The organism is Galbitalea sp. SE-J8 (assembly GCF_030345695.1).
In the GTDB taxonomy this organism is placed as follows: Bacteria; Actinomycetota; Actinomycetes; order Actinomycetales; family Microbacteriaceae; genus JAUASV01.
In genome coordinates this window covers 1-17,431 of the sequence record NZ_JAUASV010000020.1, presented here as the reverse complement: position 1 = coordinate 17,431, position 17,431 = coordinate 1, and the positions used below count along the sequence as shown (strand labels likewise).

Below are 17,431 nucleotides of genomic sequence, written 5' to 3'. Positions count from 1 at the left end.
TTACTTCTTGCGTCAATTCCGTAGCCTTCTTACGTTCTCTCCTCGACGGCGTGGTCGAGACCGCGGTCACGCCCGTCCCGATCCGAGAGAGCACCGTGACCCACACCCTCGAGCCCCGCGCCGCCGGCACGCCCGCCGACACACCGCGGTCGCGACGCGTAACGCCGCCCGACGATCCGGACTGGTGGCGTCACGCCGTGGTCTACGAGATCTACCCGCGCAGCTTCGCCGACGGCGACGGCGACGGGGTCGGCGACCTCGCGGGCGTTCGCTCCCGGTTGCCGTACCTGCGTGATCTCGGCATCGACGCGGTGTGGTTCACGCCCTGGTACGCCTCCCCCATGGCGGACGGCGGCTACGACGTCGAGGACTACCGGCGCATCCACCCGGCCTTCGGCGATCTCGCTCAGGCGGAGGCGTTCATCGCCGAGGCGCTCGCTCTCGGCATCCGCACGATCGTCGACATCGTGCCGAACCACGTGTCGTCGCGGCATCCGTGGTTCCGGCGGGCGCTCGCCGCGGGGCCCGGCTCGCCCGAGCGGGAGCGGTTCTGGTTCCGCGGCGGCGCCACGCCCCCGACCAACTGGGTGTCGAACTTCCAGGGCGGCACCTGGACCCGCACCGCCGACGCCGACGGCACGCCCGGTGAGTGGTATCTGCACCTGTTCGCTCCCGAGCAGCCCGACCTCAACTGGGAGCACCCCGACGTGCGACGCGAGCACGAGGACGTGCTGCGGTTCTGGTTCGATCGCGGCGTTGCGGGAGTGCGGATCGACTCCGCCGCGCTGCTCGTCAAGGACCCCGCGTTGCCCGAGGTGCCCGATGCTCCGCTGCCCGGCCGGCATCCCAACACCGATCGCGACGGTGTGCACGAGATCTACCGCTCCTGGCGCGCGCTCGCGGACGGCTACCGCGGCACGCGCATCCTGATCGGCGAGGTCTGGATGCCGGACGCCGACCGCTTCGCCGCCTATCTGCGCCCCGACGAGCTGCACACGGCCTTCAACTTCGACTTCATGTCGCGCGAGTGGCGCGCCGACCAGCTGCGCGAGTCGATCGCCACGATGCTCGCCGCGCACGCGCCCGTCGGTGCGCCGTCGACGTGGGTGCTCTCCAACCACGACGTCACGCGACCGGTCACCCGGTACGGGCGCGCGGACACCGCGTTCGCGTTCGCCACGAAGAGGTTCGGCACCCCCACCGACCGCGAGCTGGGCACCCGCCGCGCACGCGCCGCCGCGCTGCTCGTCGCCGCGCTGCCCGGCAGCCTCTACATCTACCAGGGCGACGAGCTCGGCCTGCCCGAGGTCGAGGACCTCCCGAGCGGGGCGCGCGAGGATCCGATGCACTTCCGCTCCGGCGGGGTCGACCCGGGACGGGACGGATGCCGCGTGCCGCTGCCCTGGACGGGGGACGAGCCGCCGTACGGCTTCTCCTCGACGAGCGCGACGTGGCTGCCGCAGCCCGCCGACTGGGGAGGGCTCACCGCGGAGCGGCAGGCCGCGGATCCAGGCTCGATGCTCTCGCTGTACCGGCGCGCCATCCGTCTGCGTCGCTCGTTCGAGAGCGCGCCGTTCGCGTGGATAGACGCACCGGACGACGTGCTCGCGTTCGCGCGCGGCGACGGCCTCGTGTGTCTCGCGAACGTCGCGGGCCGTCCCGTCGCTCTGCCGCGCGGCGCGGAGCTGCTCCTGGCCAGCTCCGAGCTCGTCGACGACGCGCTCCCCTCCGACTCCACCGCGTGGGTGCGTCCCGCGCCGGCGGAGACCCCTCACCGATGAAAGGCACGACAATGAAGTCATCCCGCAGGATCGCGATCGCCGGCCTCGCCGCGCTCGCGACCGCCGCATCCCTGGCCGCGTGCTCCCCCACGCCGGCCGCCACGACCGCCGACGGCAAGGTCGATCTGCGCGTCGTCTCCCTCATCCCGGGCAGCGACCAGAAGGCGTTCGACGCCTTCGACGCCCAGGTCGAGCAGTTCGAGAAGGCGAACCCCGACATCCACGTCACGAGCGAGGAGTACGAGTGGACGGGCCCCACGTTCGCGGCGCAGCTCGCCGGCGGCACACTGCCCGACGTGTTCACCATCCCGTTCACCGACGTCCAGACCCTCATCGCCAACGGGCAGCTCGCCGACCTCACCGACGAGGTGAACGGCCTCGACTACGCGGCGTCGTTCAACCCGAACGTGCTCGCGGTCTCGTCGGACGCCGGCGGCAGGATCTTCGGTGTCCCGACGGCGGCGTACGGCAACGCCCTGCACTACAACCGGGCGCTGTTCGAGCAGGCCGGTCTCGACCCCGACTCCCCGCCGACGACGTGGGACGAGGTGCGGGCCGACGCGAAGACCATCGCGGAGAAGACCGGCAAGGCCGGCTACGCGACGATGACGCAGAACAACACCGGGGGCTGGCAGCTCGCGGTCGCGACCTATGCGCGCGGCGGACGGCTCGAGACGGTCCACGGCGACACGGTGACCGTGACGGCGGACAACACCGGCACGAAGGCGGCCCTCGAGTACCTCCACACGCTCCGCTGGGACGACGACGCCATGGGCAACAACTTCCTGCTCGACTGGGGCACCATCAACCAGGCGTTCGGCGCGGGCGAGATCGGCATGTACACGTCGGGCAGCGACATCTACACGAACCTCGTCCAGGCGCAGAAGCTCGACCCGGCGACGTACGGACTCACGACACTCCCGCTCGAGGGCGCGGATGCCGGCGTGCTGACCGGCGGCACCGTCGCGGCCGTGAACATCAAGGCCGACGATGCCCATCGGGCCGCCGCCGTGAAATGGATCGACTTCTACTACATGCAGAAGCTCGTGAACCAGGACGCCGCCGTGCTCGACGCGAAGACGCTCTCCGAGTCCGACCAGCCGGTCGGCGTCCCGGCCCTGCCGATCTTCGATCAGGCGACGCTCGACACCTCACGGGAGTGGGTGAAGGACTACATCAACGTGCCCCAGGACCAGGTGCAGTTCTTCCTCGACGGCATCTTCGACCAGCCGATCCTGCCCGAGCCGAAGGCGCACACGCAGGAGCTCTACGCCGCGCTCGACAACGTCGTGCAGGCCGTGCTGACGGATGAGAACGCCGACATCGACTCGCTGCTCACGCGGGTGAACACCGACGTGCAGGCGCTCGTCGACGCCGACGCCTGACGCCCCTCCCCTCCCGGCCGGTCGGCATCCACTCCCGGGTGCCGGCCGGCCACCCCTCGCGAAGGACACCCCGTGACCACCACCGAGCTGCGACCCGGCGCCGACGCGCCGATTGCCGCCGTCCTCCCGGACGGCTCGGCTCCCCCACGACGCCGACGCCGCGGCTCCCCCCTCGTGCTGCTGCGCGGCGGACTCGCCACCCTCGTCTTCCTGGTGCCGATGCTCGTCGTGTTCGGCGTCTTCTCCTGGTACCCGATCGTGCAGGCCGCGATCATGAGCCTGCAGAAGACCAACCTCGTGACCGATCCGACCTGGGTCGGGCTCGCGAACTTCGTGACCGTGCTCAAGAACCCCGACACCTGGGTCGCGCTGCGCAACACGGGCTGGTTCGCGCTGCTCGCGCTGCTGTTCGGGTACCCCGTCCCGCTCGTCGCTGCGGTGCTCATGAGCGAGGTTCGCCGGCTCCGCGGCCTGTTCACCGCGCTCGCCTACCTGCCGGTCGTCGTGCCGCCCGTCGTCGCCGTGCTGCTGTGGAAGTTCTTCTACGACGCCAACCCGACCGGCGTGTTCAACACGGTGCTGGGCTGGGTCGGCATCCCGCCGCAGCCGTGGATCCAGAACGCCGTCGCCGCCATGCCGTCGCTCGTCGTCGAGGCGACGTGGGCCGCCGCGGGCGGCACCGTCATCATCTATCTCGCGGCCCTCACCTCCGTGCCTCCCGAGCTCTACGACGCCGCGGAGGTGGACGGCGCGGGCCTGTGGCGCAAGATCCAGCACGTGACGCTTCCGCAGCTGCGCGGCGTGCTGTTCGTGACGCTCATCCTGCAGGTCATCGGCACCGCGCAGGTCTTCCTCGAACCGTTCCTGTTCACGGGCGGCGGCCCGAACAACTCCACCCTCACGATCCTGCTGCTCGTCTACCGCTACGCGTTCCAGAACAGCCTGGGCGGCGACTACGGCGCCGCCACGGCCCTCAGTCTCGTGCTCGCGGTGCTGCTCGCGGTGCTCTCGATCGTGTACTTCCGGATCACCCGGCGCTGGAGCAGCTGATGACCATCGCCCGACCCCGCCGTCGCGTCCAGCCCCGTCTCGTCCGGCCCCGTCTCGTCGAGCCCGAGGACCGCGGCATCGCCTCGGCCGCCGACCGTCGCCGGCCCGTCGTTCGGCGCAGCTACCGGGCACTGCACGGCATCCTGCTCGTGCTGCTCGTCGTCGTCGGCCTCGGACCGATCCTGTGGCTGTTCAAGGCGGCCGTGACGCCCACGCAGGACACGCTGCGCGACCCGATGGGGCTGTTCCCGCACGGGGTCGACCTGCAGAACCTCGTCACGGCGTGGACCGAGGTGCACATCGACGTGCAGTTCGTCAACACGATCTGGATCGCGCTCGGCTCCTGGGCGGTGCAGATCCTCGTCGCGACGACGGCCGGCTACGTGCTCAGCGTGCTGCGCCCGCGGATCGCCCGGGTGCTCAACGGCATGGTGCTCGCGACCCTGTTCGTGCCGGCGATCGTGCTGCTCGTGCCGCTCTACCTCGTCGTGCTGCACCCGCCGCTCATCGGCCAGTCGATGCTCAACACGTTCTGGGCGGTCTGGCTGCCGGCGGGCGCGAACGCGTTCAACATCCTGCTCGTCACGCGCTTCTTCGACTCGCTGCCACGCGAGGTGTTCGAGGCGGCACGCACCGACGGAGCCGGGCCGTTCCGCCTGTTCTGGTCGATCGTGCTTCCGATGTCGAAGCCGATCCTCGGCGTGGTCTCGGTGTTCGCGGTCATCGCGGCGTGGAAGGACTACCTCTGGCCGCTGCTCGTGCTGCGCGATCCCGCGGTGCAACCGCTCTCCGTGCGGCTGCCCACCCTGCAGAAGGCGATCGAGCTCGACGTCTACCTCGCGGCGCTCGCGATCTCGACGCTCATCCCGATCGTGCTGTTCCTCGTGTTCCAGCGCCTCATCCTCCGCGGCGCCGGCCTCGGCGGCGCGGTCAAGGGCTGAGACCGAGGCGGTTCAGGGGATGTCGTTGATCGTCTTCTCGAGGGCCGCGATGCGCGCTTCCAGCTCCGAGACCCGGGCGGTGAGCGCCGCATCCGCTCTCGGCTTCCGGCTCGCCTCGATGATCTTCGTGATGCCGTAGCCGAGCACCCCGAGGATCGGGATGAGCGCCCACAGGCTGTAGCCCCAGTTCTCCATGGTCAGTCCTGCTCTCGTGATGGGGGGGTCGGGCTCACCGCGACGGCGGCGAGGATGGAACGGATGTCGACGGTCACCTCGAACGGCTCGAGGTCGAACAGCTTGAGCGCCTTGCCGTCGGGGCCGAGCTCGAGGCGCCCGGTCACGTAGCCGCTCTCCTCGAGTCGCGTGAGGTGCATGTAGAGCAGCGCCCGGCTCATGCCGACCCGCCGCGCGAGCTCGCTCACGTGCACCGCGCCGCCCGCGAGCTCCGCGAGGATCCGCAGCCGCTGCGTGCTCGCGATCGCGGTGAGCCTCGCGCTCAGCTCGTCGACGTCCACGACCCTACTGTAAGCGAAAACTTACATGTGGTGCAAATGGGTTCGCTCCAGGTGCGCGCGCAGTCGATCGAGCGGCCAGGTCGTGATGATGCGATCGGCGGGCACGCCGAGCGCCTCGGCACGCGCGGCGCCGTGGTCGAGCAGCGAGAGCTGGCCGGGCGCGTGCGCGTCGGAGTCGATCGAGAACAGGCAGCCCGCGTCGAGGGCGAGACGGATGAGGTCGTCCGGCGGGTCCTGCCGCTCCGGCCGGGAGTTGATCTCCACCGCGACCCCGGATGCCGCGCACGCCGCGAACACCGGCTCCGGGTCGAAGACGGACGGCGGCCGGGTGCCGCGCGCGCCCTCGACGAGCCGGCCCGTGACGTGCCCGAGCACGTCGACGCGGGGGTTCGACGCCGCGGCGACGAGACGCCGGGTCATCGGACGTCTCTCCATCCGCAGCGTCGAGTGGGCGCTCGCGACGACGACGTCGAGCCGGTCGAGCAGGTCGTCGCGCTGGTCGAGCGCGCCGTCGTCGAGGATGTCGACCTCGATGCCCGTGAGCAGGGTGAAGCCCTCGCGGTGGACGCCCGCGACGACCTCGAGCTGCTCCTCGAGGCGATCGGCGGAGAGCCCGCGCGCGACCCGCAGCCGCGGCGAGTGGTCGGTCAGCGCGAGGTACTCGTGCCCGAGGGCGGCAGCGGCATCCGCCATCGAGTCGATCGAGGTGGTGCCGTCGGACCAGTCCGAGTGCGCGTGCAGGTCGCCGCGCAGCGCGCCCCGCAGGCTCGACGCCCGTGGCGCGACGCCCGCGTGCTCCCGCAGCTCGGCGAGATAGCCCGGCACGTCGCCGGCGAGGGCCTCGCGGATGACGCGGGCCGTGGTGTCACCGACACCCGGCAGCCGGGCGAGGCGGGCGGCATCCGTTCTCGCGTCCGCGGGCGCGGACCCGACGGCCGCCGCGGCGCGCCGGAACGCCTTCGCCGTGAACGCGTTCGCCCGCTCGCGCTCGAGCAGAAAGGCGATCTCGGTGAGCGCGTCGACGGGGTCCATGGGTCGTGTCAGGCCAGGGTCAGGGTCAGGGTCAGGGTCAGGGTCAGGTCAGGTCCGGGCTCGCGAGCTGGAGCGAGACGACCGGCTGCGTGCCCGTCGCGTCGCCGCCGACGAGCACGAACCACGCGGCCGGGTCGAGGCTCGAGACGAGGGCGGTGAGCGCGAGGCCGTTCTGGTCCGTCGCCTGGCTCTGGGTCCACCCGCTCGCCTCGAGCGACGCGATGATCGAGGCGGAGATCGCCGTCGCGTCGGCGCCGCCCTCGAGCGTGATCGTGCGGATGACGCCGTAGTACGCGGCGCTGTCCTTCGTCGCGTCGACGTACTGGGCGTGGTCGTCGACGTACACGATCGACGATGCCGGGATGAGTCCCTGGATCGCGTCGGCGAGCCGCACCGCCTCGGTGCCCGCGCTGTCCTCGTCCAGCGCGCCGGCGACATCCGGCACGATCGCGTCGTCGTACGAGGCGCTCGGCACGGGCGCGGGGCTCGACGGGCGCGACGAGGACGCGCCGTCACCGGGCACGCCGGGCGTGCACGCCGCGAGCGAGGCGCCGAGCACGGCGCAGAGCACGGCCGCGCCGGTTATCGTGAGCAATCGCCGTGTCCTGGTCATCGCCTCGATCCTATGCCCGCGGCCCCTGCCCGAGCCCGTGCCCGGGGTCCATGCACCGCCGCCCGGTCAGCGCCGCCCGGTCAGCGCCGCCCGGTCAGCGCCCGAGCGCGGGCTCGCGGTCGGCGAGCCCGGCCGCCGTGGCGCGCTCGACCGCGGCCGGGAGCGCCGCCACGAGCGCGTCGATCTCGTCGGCCGCGGTCTCGTCGCCGATCGTCACGCGCAGGGCGCCCCGCGCATCCGTCTCCGGCACGCCCATCGCGAGCAGCACGTGGCTCGCCTCGAGCACCCCCGCGCGGCACGCCGACCCGGTCGACACCGAGAAGCCCGCGACGTCGAGCAGGAACAGCAGCGAGTCGCCCTCGCACCCGGGCACGGTGACGTGCACGTTCCCGGGCAGGCGGTCGACCGGGTCGCCGCGCAGCACCGCCTGCGGCACGGACGAGCGGATGCCGTCGATCAGCCGGTCGCGCAGCGCGCGCAGGCGGGCGGTGCGCTCCGGGAGCGCGGCCGTCGCCCGGTCCGCGGCGGCCGCGAAGGCGGCCGCGCCCGCGGCGTCCTGCGTGCCGGACCGGGCCCGCTGCTGCTCGCCGCCGTGCACGAGCGGCACGACGGCGGCGGTGCGCGCGAGGTAGAGCGCGCCGATGCCGACCGGGCCGCCGATCTTGTGCGCGCTCACCGAGAGCGCGGCGACGCCGAGGGCGTGCGCGTCGATCGGCAGGTAGCCGTACGCCGCGATCGCGTCCAGGTGCAGCGGCACGCCGTGGGCCGCGGCGAGCGCCGCGAGCTCGGCGACCGGCTGGATGGTGCCGACCTCGTTGTTCGCCCAGATCGCGGTGGCGAGCGCGACATCCGGGCCGAGCGCCCGCTCGAACGCCGCGACATCGATCCGCCCGCGCTCGTCGAGGTCGATCCAGGTCACCCCGGCGCCCTCGTGCCGCTCGAGCCACTCCACGGCGTCGAGCGTCGCGTGGTGCTCGCCGCGGGGCACGACGATGCGCGCGCGCGGTGGAGCCGTCGGGGGCCCGCCCGCGTCGCGCGACCCCGGCGCCGCGCGGCGGAGCGGTGAGCGACGCGCCGGCGTCGCCGCGACCCCAGCACCGGGCGCGTCGGCGTCCGGACCGGGAGCCGGCGACCGACGTCCGCCGCCGGTCTGCGCCCAGTACAGCCCCTTGATCGCGGTGTTGACCGCCTCGGTGCCGCCGCCGGTGAGCACGACCTCGACGGCATCCGCTCCGAGCGAGGCGGCGACGCGCTCGCGCGCATCCTCGAGCACGGCTCTCGCGCCCTGCCCCTGCGCGTGGATCGACGACGGGTTGCCGACGGTCGCGAGCGCGGCCGCGTACACGTCGATGACCTCGCGCGGCATCGGCGAGGTGGCGGCGTGATCGAGATAGACCGGTCCCACGTAACAAGCATGACCCACGCGCCCGATACCCTGCTCGTCGTGTCCGGTCCCGACGTCGCCCGCCTGGGCGTGACCCTCGAGGCCGGCGGCGGCGTCGTGCGCGTGTTCAGCGCGCACGCGACGGCGATGACCCTGTGCGTGCTCGACGACCGCGATCCGACCTGGGCGGTCGAGTCGGTGCGGATGACCCGCGGCGCGGGCTCGATCTGGGAGGGGCGCTCGCCGCGGCTCGCGGTCGGCACGCGCTACGCGCTCCGAGCCGAGGGACCCGCGGGCCCGACGCACGCGTTCGACGCCGGCCTCGAGCTGCTCGACCCGTACGCGCGCGGCCTCTGGCCGGTCGACGGCGGCTTCGTCTCCACGGTGATCGACGACGCGTTCGACTGGGACGGGGTCGAGAAGCCCGGCGTGCCGCTCGACCACGCGGTCGTCTACGAGGCGCACGTCAAGGGACTCACCCGGCGTGCGCCCTGGCTGGCGCCCGAGCTCCGCGGCACCTACGCGGGACTCGGCCACCCGGGCACGATCGACTATCTGCGGAGCCTCGGCGTCACGAGCGTCGAGCTGCTGCCCGTGCACCAGTCGGTGAGCGAGCAGCGCCTCATCGCCCAGGGCCGGCTGAACTACTGGGGCTACAACACGCTCGGCTTCTTCGCGCCGCACGGCGCCTACGCGACGAAGGCGGCGCGGAACAGCGGCCCCGGCGCGGTGCTGCGCGAGGTCAAGGGCATGGTCAAGGCGCTGCACGAGGCCGGACTCGAGGTCATCCTCGACGTCGTCTACAACCACACCTCGGAGGAGGGCCCCACCGGACCGACGTCGAGCCTGCGCGGCCTCGACAACGCGAGCTACTACCGCGTGCAGCCGGACGGCGGCTACTTCGACGTCACCGGATGCGGCAACACGCTCGACGCGTCGGTGCCGGCCGTGCGCGAGCTCATCCTCGACTCGCTGCGCTACTGGGCGACGGACGTGCAGATCGACGGCTTCCGCTTCGACCTGATGGCCACGCTCGGGCGCGACGCGCAGGCGCACTTCGACCCGCAGCATCCGTTGCTCATCGCGATCCGCGACGATCCGGCGCTCGCCGGCCTCAAGCTCATCAGCGAGCCGTGGGACGTGGGGCCGGACGGCTGGCAGGTCGGCCGGTTCCCCGACGGCTACAGCGAGTGGAACGACGGCTACCGCAACCGGATGCGGGACTTCTGGCTCACCGACATCGGCGCCGCCCGCGCCAACGGCCTCGCGCCGAACGGGATCGGTCCGCTCGCGCGCCGGCTCGCGGGCAGCGCGCACGTGTTCAGCCAGTACCGCGGGCCGATGGCATCCGTCAACTTCATCACCGCGCACGACGGCTTCACGATGGCCGACCTCACGGCGTACTACACGAAGCACAACCTCGGCAACGGCGAGAACAACCGCGACGGCACGAACGACAACCACTCGTTCAACCACGGCGTCGAGGGCCCGACGAGCGATGCGACCATCAACGCGCACCGGCACCGGGCGATCCGCAACCTGCTCGGCACGCTGCTGCTCTCGGCGGGCATCCCGATGATCACGGCCGGGGATGAGTTCGGCCGCACCCAGTTCGGCAACAACAACGCCTACTGCCACGACTCGGAGCTCACCTGGCTCGACTGGGACCACGTGCCGTGGCAGCGGGACCTGCTCGAGGTCACCCGCACGCTCACCCGGCTGCGCCGCGAGAACCCGGCGCTCCGCCCGGTGCGCTACGGGCGGTTCGGCGAGACCGTGCGCAGCGCCACCCAGATGGACTGGTACAACAAGGAGGGCCTGTCGATGACCCCGGAGGACTGGGACTCGCCGGCCGAGCGCACCCTGCAGTACCTCGCGGCCTCGACGCCCGAGTTCGAGGACCTCAACCGCATCCTCCTCGTCGTGCACGGCCTCGAGCAGCCGGTCACCGTGACGCTGCCCGAGCACGAGGGCGTCGCGGCCTACACCCTGCTGTGGGACTCGGCGCGCGAGAACCTCGGCGACGCCGTGCTGGAGCACGGCCCGGGCTCCGAGCTCGAGGTCGCGCCGGTGAGCATGCAGCTGTTCCGCGCGCACTGACGTCCGGCACGCGCCGGCGTCCGGCACGCGCCGGCGTCCGGCACGGCCGTCACTCGGGCGGCAGCACGACCGCCTTGAGCGACTCGGGGTCGCGGCGGGCGATCGTCAGGGCGTCCTCGGTGTGCTCGATGCCGAACCGGTGCGTGATGATCGCGGTGGCGTCCACGGCGCCGCTCGCGATGAGCTCGAGCGCGGTCGGGTAGGTGTTCGCGTACCGGAAGATCCCCGAGATCGTGAGCTCCCGGCCCTGCACGACCGGCACCTCGATCGACACGGTGTCGGCCCCCATGCCGATGAGCACGGCCCGGCCGGCCGGCGCGAGACTCGCGATGCCGCCCGCGAGCGCGGGTGCGGCGCCGGAGCACTCGAGCAGCACGTCGTACGCGCCGTCGCTCGGCTCCCCCGCCGGGCGGGTGTCGAAGCCGAGCTCGCGCGCGACCCCGAGACGGAACTCGCTGACATCCGTCACCGTGACGAGGCGGGCGCCGAACGCACGCGCGACCTGCGCCGCGTACAGCCCGATCGGCCCGGCACCGGTGACGAGCACCCGGTCGCCGACCGTGATCGACGCCTTGCGCGCCGCCCACACCCCGACCGACACCGGCTCGGCCATCGCGGCCTGCTCGAACGTCAGCCCCGCGGGAGCCGGATGCGCGAACGCCGCGTCGATGGTCACGAGAGACGCGATCGAGCCGTCGACGGGCGGCGTCGCGAAGAACACCACGAACGGGCACAGGTTGTACCGGCCGGCGAGGCACTGCTCGCAGGTGCGGCACGGCACGCCGGGCTCGAGGGCGACGAGCTCGCCGATCCTCGCCGGGTCGACGTCGGAGCCGACCGCGACGATCGTGCCCGCCGACTCGTGGCCCACGACCATCGGCTGCTCGACGACGTAGCGGCCGATCCGGCCGTGCTCGTAGTAGTGCACGTCGGAGCCGCAGATGCCGACCGCGCGCACGCGCACGAGCACCTCGTGGGCGGCGGGCACCGGCACGGGCCGGTCCTCGATCCGCAGGTCGTGGGGCGCGTAGAGCACCGCGCTGGGATTCGTCATGATCTCCTGCCTCTCCTCCGCCGGCCTAGAACGCCGTGTAGCCGCCGTCGGCGACGAGCACCGAGCCGGTGATGAACGAGGAGGCGTCGCTCGCGAGGAACACGACCGCGGGCGCGAGCTCCTCGACGGTGCCGTAGCGCCGCATGGGCGCGTCGTCGATCCAGTGCTGCCGGAACGCCGGATCGTCGACGGGCGACATGTCCGTCTTGATGTAGCCGGGCGCGAGCGCGTTCACGCGGACGCCGAACGGCGCCCACTCCGCGGCGAGGCTCTTCGTGAGGTGGTGCACCGCCGCCTTCGAGGCGTTGTAGGCCGGCTGCCACTGCGGGCGGTTCACGATGATCCCCGACATCGAGCCGATGTTCACGATCACGCCCGAGCGGCTCTCGACGAAGTGCCGTCCGAAGATCTGCGAGCACGACCAGACCGCGTCGAGGTTGACGTCGAGCACGTGACGCCAGTCCTCCTCGGTGACCTCGAGGGCGGGCGCGTGCACGCACGCTCCCGCGTTGTTGACCAGGATGTCGACCCGGCCGAAGCGCTCGAGAGCGTCGCGCAGGATGCCGCGCACGTCATCCGGGCGCGTGACGTCGGCGTGCCGGTACTCGGCCGTGACGCCGTCCGCGCGCAGCTCGCGCACGGCGGCCGCGCCGGCCTCGTCGTCGCGCCCCACGATCACGATGGTGGCGCCGGCCGCGCCGAGCGCGCCGGCGAATCCCCGGCCCAGGCCGCGGGTGCCGCCCGTCACGACCGCGACCCGGCCGGCGAGATCGAACGGATGCGGTGCCACCGCGGCCGAGGTCGCTGCGGCCGAGGACGCTGCGGTCGAGGACGGTGTGGTGGACATGGGCAAGCTCCTTCGCTCGGGCGGTACGCGACACTGAGGCCGACCGGGGTCGTCCCCCGCGGCTCAACCTACGAGCCGCCGGATGGCGCGGCTAGCGCGGCATCCGGCGAACACTGATACTTTTTTGCGATGTCCCGCGCCGAGCGCCTCGTGGCGAGTCCCGCCGTGCGCGAGGTGATCCCCCACGATCCGCGCTACTCGGCGCGCTGGCACCGGCACGACTACCCGAGCCCGATCGCGCGCTGGAACTTCCACCCGGAGTACGAGATCCACCTGACCACGGCGGGCAGCGGGCGCTTCATCGTGGGCGACCAGGTCGGCAACTTCGCCGCCGGTCAGCTCGTGCTCGTCGGTCCCGAGCTGCCGCACCACTGGATCAGCGACCTGGCCCCCGGCGAGCGCGTCGTCGGCCGCGACGTCGTACTGCAGTTCCACGACCGCTGGATCCGCGCCTGCGTCGACCTGCTGCCCGAGCTCGCCCAGCTGCGGCCGATGCTCGACCGCTCGACGCGCGGCATCGAGTTCCTCGGCGCGACCGCGGCGCGCGGCGCCGAGCTGCTCGAGGCGATCGGCGCCGCGGAGGGCACCGCCCGCCTCGTCGCGACCCTCGAGCTCCTCGGCACGCTGGCGAGCGCGCCGGAGGACGAGCGCCGGTGCCTCGCCACCGAGTGGATCCCCGCGCAGGACGACCCGGCATCCGCCGAGCTCGTCAACCGCGCCCTCGAGTACATCTTCGGCCGCATCGGCGACGACGTGCGGCTGTCGGTCGCGGCGCGCATCGTCGGAATGTCGGAGTCGGCGTTCTCCCGCTCCTTCCAGCGCGCGAGCGGTCAGACCTTCAGCGCCATGGTGCGCCGGCTGCGCATCGCGCACGCCTGCAAGCTGCTCGACGGCACGCGCGACACGGTGTCGACCATCTCGCGCACCGTCGGCTACCGCAACCTGTCCAACTTCAACCGGCAGTTCCTCGCCGAGACCGGCTTGACCCCGACGGCGTACCGCACGCGCCCGGCCCCCACACCGTGAGACCGGACTGCTCTGCCACAATGGGCGCGTGGCACTCGGTACTCCGGCGACGGTCGCGCTGACAGCGGCCGGCATCCGCTTCACCCCGCACGCCTACGAGCACGACGCCGCGAACCGCGACTTCGGCGTCGAGGCGGCCACCGTGCTCGGCCTCGACCCCGAGCAGGTCTTCAAGACGCTCATGACGGATGTGGACGGCGAGCTCGTCGTCGCGATCGTGCCGGTCTCGGGCAGGCTCGACCTCAAGGCGCTCGCGAGCGCGGTGGGCGGCAAGAAGGCCGACCTCGCCGATCCGAAGGTCGCCGAGCGGCGCACCGGCTACATCGTGGGCGGCATCTCCCCCATCGGCCAGAAGTCGCCGCACCGCACGGTGCTCGATGAGACCGCGGAGCTCTACGACACGGTGTTCGTGAGCGGGGGCCGTCGCGGTTTCGACATCGAGCTCGCCCCCACCGACCTTCTGGCCGTCACGGGCGGCGTCACGGCTCCGATCGGCCGCGCATGAACCTCACGACCGACAGCGGTCCCATCGTGCTCGGGCGCACCATCTCCTCCGCGGGAGAGGGGCTCGTCGCCGAGGTCGTGGACCGTCCCGATCTCGCCGTGAAGGTGTACCACGCGCTCGCCTCCGGAGCGGCGCTGCTGAGCGTCAACAACAACCCCGAGCGCCGCCTCGCCAAGGTCGCCGTGATGATCGACTTCCCGCCGCCCGCGCGCGCGCAGGCCGACGGGCACGTCGTGCTCGCGTGGCCCGAGGAGATCGTCTACGAGAACGGCGTCGCGGTGGGCTACACGATGCCGCGCATCGAGTGGACGCGCACGATGGAGCTGCACGAGCTCGTCAAGATCAAGCACGGCGCGCGCGTTCCGGCGCACATCCCGCAGTGGGCGCCGTCGTTCGCGTTCCGCAACCGGGTGCACACGGCCATCAACCTGTGCCGCGCCGTCGAGGTCGCGCACTCCACGGGTGCGATCATCGGCGACTTCAACGAGCGCAACATCCTCGTCGACTCGACCGCCCGGGTGAGCCTCGTCGACACCGACTCCATGCAGTTCACGAGTCCCGAGGGCGAGCTCTACACGTGCGACGTCGGGCATCGCGACTATACGGCGCCCGAGCTCGTGGGACTGCCGCTCTCGACGACGCGGCGCGGTCCGGAGACGGATTGGTTCGCGCTCGCGATCCACATCCACCGGCTGCTGCTCGAGGGGCTGCACCCGTTCCTCGGCGGCGAGTGGACGGGCGGCGGCGATCGTCCCGCGGCCATCGACTTCGCGCGCCGCGGCTTCTACGTCGGCGGCCCCAAGTCGCCGCTCGTCGCGACGAACCGCTACCCCGACCCGGAGCGCCTGCCCACGCCCGTGCGACGGCTGTTCGACAAGGCGTTCCGCGTCGGGGCCACCCGGCCCCTGGAGCGGCCGACGCCCGCGGACTGGGTCGACGTGCTCGAGAAGCTCCGCGCCCGCACGCCGTAGACGGCCAGGCATTCATCCGTCCCGCAGCAACGGGTTGAGGTCGCGGCCGCATGCGATGAGCCGCGAATGCTCACCGGACTCGTCGCGCTGACGCGATGGCCGTGACCCCATGACGTGGGCAGACCAGTCGGGCGAGAACTGGGTTACCCTTCGGATGACAGTGTGATGTGAACAAGCCGAACGGGCTTGACTCCGCTGCGCGACGGTGGGGAACGGCGTGCTTGACTTCCGCAGACTTTCGTACTCGGCGGCATTCACGGTCGCGGTGCTCGCCGCGAGCGTCGTTCAGGCAGTGCCGGCCGACGCGGACCTTGCAAACGTCGAGACCAGTACCGATGCGGCCGTGGAGGAAGCGTCGACGTCTACGGGCTCTCAGACGAACGAGTACGGCGACCTCGCGGCACCCGACTATGCGTCGGCTGTGGCCAACGCTGCCGGCACTGGTCGGCGTGTCGAGGTGCTTTCGGAGCGATCCGAGACGACGCTCACGTTCGTCACCCCCGACGGCTCGCTGCAAGAGGAGATCTCGGCCGCTCCCGTGCGGGTCGAGGACGAGACGGCCGAGAGCGGCTGGCGCGACGTCGACCTCACGCTCCAGGTGGAGGCCGATGGGACGATCGCGCCGGTCTCGCCGTTCGTGGATATCGCTCTTTCGGCGGGTAGCGACAGCGGTGCTCCGCTGGCCAGCGTCACGGCCGGGGACGGGCAACTCGCCTTGGACTGGGCGGGTGGCCTTCCCAGACCCACGATCGAGGGCGATACCGCGACCTACGCTGACGTAGCCCCGGACACGGACCTCGTTGTCACCGCGACTCGATTCGGACTCGAACAGTTCTTCGTCCTCAAGGCTCCGCCTACCGCGCCGCTGACGCTTCCGCTAGAGGTGAGTGGTGCGGGGCTGGAAATCGCAGACACGGCTCAATCGCCTGCATCCGGGATGACAATCGAAACGGAAAGTGGTGACACCGCCGGAACTATCAGTCCTGCTCAGACGTGGGACGCGTCGACGAACCCGGAAGGTGCGCCGACGAACGTGACTACGTCGGATATGACACTCACGGCGGATGGAAGTCAGATCGAAATCTCCCCGGACGCGGACTGGCTGGCAGACCCCGATACGTCGTATCCGGTCACTATCGACCCGTCCTTTTCGTTCAAAGACAATACCAGCGACACATTTGTGCGTTCTGATCATCCTTCCGACAATTACGTCAGCTACGACACGCTCGAGGTCGGGACATACAACAGCGGCGGTAACAAGTCTCGATCGTTCATCAAGTTCGACGCGGACAACATCGATGGCGCAACGATCTCGTGGGCGAAGCTCGATCTCTGGAATAATCACTCGTATAGTTGCACGGCAGCCAACGTCAGCGTCTATTGGGCCGGCAACGCAACTCTGGCGAGCACTACTTGGGGCAACCAGCCGGGGATCTCGGGGAGCGCGGTCACCCAAAGTGCTGCACATGGAAATCCGGGCTGCGCCAGTGATTGGGTCACATTCGACGTCACAGGCATCACGCAGGCCTGGGCGGACGCCGGAAGCGACAATCCCATGTTCGGGCTTCGCGCGAGCGAGACCAGCAACAGTGGTTGGAAGACTTTCTCATCGGCTAATGGAGGAACTCCGCCAAAGTTGCGAGTCGAGTGGGATCACCCGCCGACGCTCCCAACCGAGGTGCAGGTGGCCAACACCTCAACGGCTGGCGACAACGTCGTGGTGGGCGGGGCCTGGAACGTCAGCACAAAACGTCCATGGGTGTTCGCGAAATCGACCGACCGCGAAGGCAACGTCGGGCTGGACATCCAGGTGCACAAATCGACCGCGGGGACGGGACAGTCACTAGTCGCGGAGTGCGTCACCGGCCAGAGAACGAGCGGTTCGCTTCAAGGCTGCCAGGTCGGGTCCGACCTCTCGGACGACACGTTGTATTACCTGCGCGCGAAGGCGGTCACCACTGCCGACAACGGGCTCTCCTCGAGTTGGACCGTTCTGGGGCCCGGGGCGTGGTTTCAGACCGCTTACGGCGCTCCGCCGACGCCGACGATCAGCTGGTGCAGCTTGGTCAACGGGGCCTGGGCCAGTACGCCGGTCCAGCCGACGAAGTGCACGTTCTCGCTGGACGGTGCGGGCGGGACCAACGCACCGACAGCTGTTCACATGCAGTTCGACGATGGGTCAGTCGATACCAGACCAATTAGTCGAGGCAGCGCGTGGGCGCTCACG

Annotated in this window: 16 protein-coding genes; 9 read left to right on the top strand and 7 right to left on the bottom strand. The window is 71.2% G+C overall.

What is annotated here, in order from left to right; translation table 11 throughout:
• Window positions 1-95 precede the first annotated feature (95 nt).
• The 4 genes from QT381_RS12425 (at window position 96) to QT381_RS12410 (ending at window position 5,157) form a co-directional block, all read left to right on the top strand.
• The gene (locus tag QT381_RS12425; protein ID WP_502877517.1) at window positions 96-1,781 is read left to right on the top strand and encodes a glycoside hydrolase family 13 protein; all 1,686 of its coding nucleotides are present in this window, start codon (window positions 96-98) and stop codon (window positions 1,779-1,781) included.
• 11 nt (window positions 1,782-1,792) lie between these two features.
• Window positions 1,793-3,166, top strand: a complete 1,374-nt coding sequence (locus tag QT381_RS12420) for an ABC transporter substrate-binding protein (protein ID WP_289249347.1) — start codon at window positions 1,793-1,795, stop codon at window positions 3,164-3,166.
• A gap of 72 nt (window positions 3,167-3,238) precedes the next feature.
• The gene (locus QT381_RS12415; protein WP_502877515.1) at window positions 3,239-4,216 is read left to right on the top strand and encodes a carbohydrate ABC transporter permease; all 978 of its coding nucleotides are present in this window, start codon (window positions 3,239-3,241) and stop codon (window positions 4,214-4,216) included.
• Window positions 4,216-5,157, top strand: a complete 942-nt coding sequence (locus QT381_RS12410; RefSeq protein WP_289249346.1) for a carbohydrate ABC transporter permease — start codon at window positions 4,216-4,218, stop codon at window positions 5,155-5,157. Before QT381_RS12415 ends, QT381_RS12410 begins: the two co-directional genes overlap by 1 nt.
• Window positions 5,158-5,169: 12 nt before the next feature.
• Here the strand turns inward: QT381_RS12410 and QT381_RS12405 are convergent, their stop codons facing one another.
• The 5 genes from QT381_RS12405 to QT381_RS12385 form a co-directional block, all read right to left on the bottom strand.
• Window positions 5,170-5,352, bottom strand: a complete 183-nt coding sequence (locus QT381_RS12405) for a hypothetical protein (RefSeq protein ID WP_289249345.1) — start codon at window positions 5,350-5,352, stop codon at window positions 5,170-5,172.
• 2 nt (window positions 5,353-5,354) lie between these two features.
• Entirely contained in the window at window positions 5,355-5,672 is a 318-nt protein-coding gene (locus QT381_RS12400) for an ArsR/SmtB family transcription factor (RefSeq protein ID WP_289249344.1), read from the bottom strand.
• 21 nt (window positions 5,673-5,693) lie between these two features.
• Window positions 5,694-6,704 carry a PHP domain-containing protein gene (locus QT381_RS12395; protein ID WP_289249343.1) on the bottom strand — a complete coding sequence of 337 codons (1,011 nt, stop codon included), beginning with the start codon at window positions 6,702-6,704 and terminating at the stop codon, window positions 5,694-5,696.
• A 43-nt stretch (window positions 6,705-6,747) separates the two neighbouring features.
• On the bottom strand, window positions 6,748-7,317 hold the full coding sequence (locus QT381_RS12390) for a hypothetical protein (protein WP_289249342.1): 570 nt from the start codon (window positions 7,315-7,317) through the stop codon (window positions 6,748-6,750).
• Between the two features lie 94 nt (window positions 7,318-7,411).
• On the bottom strand, window positions 7,412-8,683 hold the full coding sequence (locus tag QT381_RS12385) for a cysteine desulfurase family protein (protein ID WP_502877521.1): 1,272 nt from the start codon (window positions 8,681-8,683) through the stop codon (window positions 7,412-7,414).
• A 48-nt stretch (window positions 8,684-8,731) separates the two neighbouring features.
• Here QT381_RS12385 and glgX point away from each other — a divergent pair, with 48 nt between their 5' ends.
• On the top strand, window positions 8,732-10,801 hold the full coding sequence (gene glgX, locus QT381_RS12380) for a glycogen debranching protein GlgX (RefSeq protein WP_289249340.1): 2,070 nt from the start codon (window positions 8,732-8,734) through the stop codon (window positions 10,799-10,801).
• 49 nt (window positions 10,802-10,850) lie between these two features.
• Here the strand turns inward: glgX and QT381_RS12375 are convergent, their stop codons facing one another.
• Window positions 10,851-11,855 carry an NAD(P)-dependent alcohol dehydrogenase gene (locus tag QT381_RS12375; RefSeq protein ID WP_289249339.1) on the bottom strand — a complete coding sequence of 335 codons (1,005 nt, stop codon included), beginning with the start codon at window positions 11,853-11,855 and terminating at the stop codon, window positions 10,851-10,853.
• A gap of 25 nt (window positions 11,856-11,880) precedes the next feature.
• Window positions 11,881-12,702, bottom strand: a complete 822-nt coding sequence (locus QT381_RS12370; protein WP_289249338.1) for an SDR family NAD(P)-dependent oxidoreductase — start codon at window positions 12,700-12,702, stop codon at window positions 11,881-11,883.
• 129 nt (window positions 12,703-12,831) lie between these two features.
• Here QT381_RS12370 and QT381_RS12365 point away from each other — a divergent pair, with 129 nt between their 5' ends.
• From QT381_RS12365 to QT381_RS12350, 4 genes are all read left to right on the top strand, one after another.
• Window positions 12,832-13,728 carry an AraC family transcriptional regulator gene (locus QT381_RS12365; protein ID WP_289249337.1) on the top strand — a complete coding sequence of 299 codons (897 nt, stop codon included), beginning with the start codon at window positions 12,832-12,834 and terminating at the stop codon, window positions 13,726-13,728.
• Between the two features lie 28 nt (window positions 13,729-13,756).
• Complete coding sequence (ybaK, locus tag QT381_RS12360; protein WP_289249336.1) at window positions 13,757-14,233, top strand: Cys-tRNA(Pro) deacylase; 477 nt, start codon at window positions 13,757-13,759, stop codon at window positions 14,231-14,233.
• Window positions 14,230-15,204, top strand: coding sequence for a protein kinase domain-containing protein (locus QT381_RS12355; RefSeq protein WP_289249335.1), 975 nt, complete (start codon window positions 14,230-14,232; stop codon window positions 15,202-15,204). Before ybaK ends, QT381_RS12355 begins: the two co-directional genes overlap by 4 nt.
• 217 nt (window positions 15,205-15,421) lie before the next feature.
• A partial coding sequence (locus QT381_RS12350) for a DNRLRE domain-containing protein (RefSeq protein ID WP_289249334.1) occupies window positions 15,422-17,431 on the top strand: 2,010 nt, incomplete at its 3' end.

Coding starts and splice junctions, on each gene's coding strand:
- QT381_RS12420 (WP_289249347.1), top strand. CDS start 1,793: ATGAAGTCATCCCGCAGGATCGCGATCGCCGGCCTCGCCGCGCTCGCG.
- QT381_RS12365 (WP_289249337.1), top strand. CDS start 12,832: ATGTCCCGCGCCGAGCGCCTCGTGGCGAGTCCCGCCGTGCGCGAGGTG.
- QT381_RS12390 (WP_289249342.1), bottom strand. CDS start 7,317: ATGACCAGGACACGGCGATTGCTCACGATAACCGGCGCGGCCGTGCTC.
- QT381_RS12375 (WP_289249339.1), bottom strand. CDS start 11,855: ATGACGAATCCCAGCGCGGTGCTCTACGCGCCCCACGACCTGCGGATC.
- QT381_RS12355 (WP_289249335.1), top strand. CDS start 14,230: ATGAACCTCACGACCGACAGCGGTCCCATCGTGCTCGGGCGCACCATC.
- QT381_RS12385 (WP_502877521.1), bottom strand. CDS start 8,683: ATGCCGCGCGAGGTCATCGACGTGTACGCGGCCGCGCTCGCGACCGTC.
- QT381_RS12370 (WP_289249338.1), bottom strand. CDS start 12,702: ATGTCCACCACACCGTCCTCGACCGCAGCGTCCTCGGCCGCAGCGACC.
- glgX (WP_289249340.1), top strand. CDS start 8,732: ATGACCCACGCGCCCGATACCCTGCTCGTCGTGTCCGGTCCCGACGTC.
- QT381_RS12410 (WP_289249346.1), top strand. CDS start 4,216: ATGACCATCGCCCGACCCCGCCGTCGCGTCCAGCCCCGTCTCGTCCGG.
- QT381_RS12405 (WP_289249345.1), bottom strand. CDS start 5,352: ATGGAGAACTGGGGCTACAGCCTGTGGGCGCTCATCCCGATCCTCGGG.
- QT381_RS12395 (WP_289249343.1), bottom strand. CDS start 6,704: ATGGACCCCGTCGACGCGCTCACCGAGATCGCCTTTCTGCTCGAGCGC.